This is a genomic window from Pseudomonas sp. P4_C3, from assembly GCF_056402075.1.
In genome coordinates, this window is sequence record NZ_JBFUIC010000453.1 from 1 (window position 1) to 2,738 (window position 2,738).

The window sequence follows — 2,738 nt, forward strand, 5'->3', positions numbered from 1 at the left end:
CGGCAATAGTGGCGGGGCGCTGGCCGAGGAAACGCCGAGCCATGGGCAGGCGTTGTCGTTGGTGTTGAATTTGCCGCCGTTGGCGGTGTTGATGTTGCGGCCGGAGGGGTAGACGCTCCTCTACTGCAATTGGGTGACTCGAATACTTTTCAGTATTCGAATTGCCTATTAAAAATAGCTTTCTTGAAAGATTATGTTTTCGATTTAAATCCATCTGGCACTGGGGGTGGATTTAAAATCGATTTTTTCAAGGAATATATTTGGCGTATTATTTTTGCCGGAATGGACTCCGGTTACTTTGAACTGAGTCTTCGGAGGGAATACGCTCTCTAACTCTGTGCTGTGTTCAATGCGATAGCCTCCATTAGTAACAAACATTACCGGTATTGTTGTGCTTTTGAATGCGGGGTTGTGAAATTTATAAGTAAATATCTGCGCGGTACGTTCATCCGGGCTAAATGACGTGAATCCACTGGTTTGTAATATGTCACCTTTTTTTATATCGAAATAGGGTGACCGCGCACCACGGAAAACAGCTGATTTTTGTCGGTCGCCTAGTGAGGCTTTCATCAGACGTATGGTTTGTATTGGATCATTTTTATGCCTAGCTAATAGCTCCATTGCAGGGCGGTAGCTATCTTTCTCCGTATCACTCGACATCTTGATGGTCCCCGCTGAGCCAAGATTCGTCTTTAACTCCACGAATGCAGCGTCCCTGGCACTCTGTAAGGATGTTGATTTTTGGATTGTATCTTCCATGTAATAATTTCTGGTAATTGCATTGATATATCCAGCGCCAGCATTGGTGCTCCAAAATATTTGAAGCCCCTTTTTTATGTTGTCGCTGAGGGGTGTTTGTTGTTTGCTTGAAGTTGATGGTCCTGCTGCGGCTTCAACTTTTTTCGAAGGTGAAAGCTCATTCATTACTCTCCTAATTGCTTTTTTGACAATATTTTCGTCATGGTATTTCAGATATATACCCTCAAGTGTTCTGAACGCCCCTTCTGGATCCGAAGCATGCGTTTCAAGAAAGCTAGGGAGGTTCAACATCTCTCTCGCCAAGTCGCCATGTGGAGACAGCCCGTCACGATCAAAAAGTGCAATAGGGTTATTTCTCACCATTCGATAGAAATTGAGACCATCAATCGCCCCCGCCGGATCCGGATTGATCCACCGCTGCAACCACGGCGCGTAATAGCGAAATCCATAATAATAAAGCCCCGTCGCATCCTGTTCCTTGCCGGAGTAACGCACGGTTTTGTATTTGGCTTCGGTCACATTTCGACCGGCCCAATACGCCGTGCCGCCAAAGGGGTAATACCATTCCTGGCTGATCAGGTCGGCGCTTTGATCCAGCTCCAGTGCGCTGGATTTCAGGTGATCGTTGAGGCTGTAACGCACCTGATCCTGTGTCATCTCATCGGGAGGCACCATGGCCCAATGCAGCACCTGCACGCTGTTACTGCCGGCGTCGGCGGTGATCACGTGGAGGATTTCCCTGGTGCCGCTGTGGCTACGGATTTCCAGACCGGGCAGGTAACGTACTTCGCGAGTGATCGTGCGGACATTGGTCTGGCTCGAGTGCACTTTGCGCACCCGTTGACCGCCGCCGTCGTAGACGTAGCACTCGCGATCATCCTCAGAATTTTCACGCACGACGGGTCGTACTTCCCGCAACTGGTTACGCAAGTCCCAACTCAGATATTGCCCCGGTTGCAGTTCACGCAGATTGCCGTTGGCATCGAAGCCGTTGGCCAATTCGTCCTCGGTTGGTGGCCGATTGTCGCGCTCGGGCAAACAGCGGTTGCTGTAGCGGGCTCGGGTCAAGGTGCGGCCATGGACTTGTGCGCCGACATGCACCAGATCCAGCAAATTGCCGCCGGCGTCGTAATGATAGGTCTGGGTGTAATTGGCGATCTGGCTGGGGTCCGGGGGCAGCGGCTGTAAGTCGGGCATGGCGGGGCCGCCGTTTCCGGTTTTCGCCTCGCAACCCGTGGCTTCGATCAACTGATACAGCGTGTCGTAGCGGTAGGTCTTGATCGGTTCGATGCGCTGGTTGTTGAAGTAGCGGATCGGCTGGGCGGCATCTTCGAGGCTCAGAACGTTGCCGGCTGCGTCGTAGCTGTATTTCAAGTCCTGCAGCGGCGTGCCGTTGGCTTTGTGTGCGCTGAGCCCAATGAGGCGACCATCCGCCGGATCGTAGTGGTGGCGGGTGACGACGCCGTTGCCGGCGGTTTCTGCTTCGATCTGGCCGGAGGCGTTGTAGCGAAGATGGCTGACCAGCGTGTGCTCTTTCCCGTCGGGGCCAGCCAGGGTCAGTCGCGTGTCGCTCAATTCACCGGCGACGGTGTAGGTAAAACGCTGCTGATTACCCAGTGCATCGATTTGCTGGAACAGTTCACCGCTGGCGGCATAGTGCAGGGCGGTGATGGCGCCCTCRGCAGGTTCAAGTAACGCATCGCGGGCGGGCACGGTGTCGGGCCAGTTCACGGGATTGGTTTCGAGCAAAAAATGCCGCGTCTGTTGTAGCAGTGCGCCAGCGATGCCGAGATCATTAAGGTGCAACGTCCCCGCCGGGTCGTCGTGGCGAATCAACTGACCGCACAGATTACGCGATGCCGCGCCGGCATCGACTCCCGCATAAGTAAAACGCTCAAGGACATGCTCGGCGACATCTTCACCACGTTCATGTACGGCCACCGGCCGCAGCAATGCATCGAACTCAGTCAGGGAATGGC

At 53.5% G+C, this 2,738-nt stretch carries 1 protein-coding gene; it reads right to left on the reverse strand.

The window, feature by feature from the left end; genetic code table 11:
• Nucleotides 1-204 precede the first annotated feature (204 nt).
• Nucleotides 205-2,738: RHS repeat domain-containing protein (locus AC1DVH_RS29185; RefSeq protein WP_477756705.1), on the reverse strand; the 2,534-nt coding region annotated here is incomplete at its 5' end.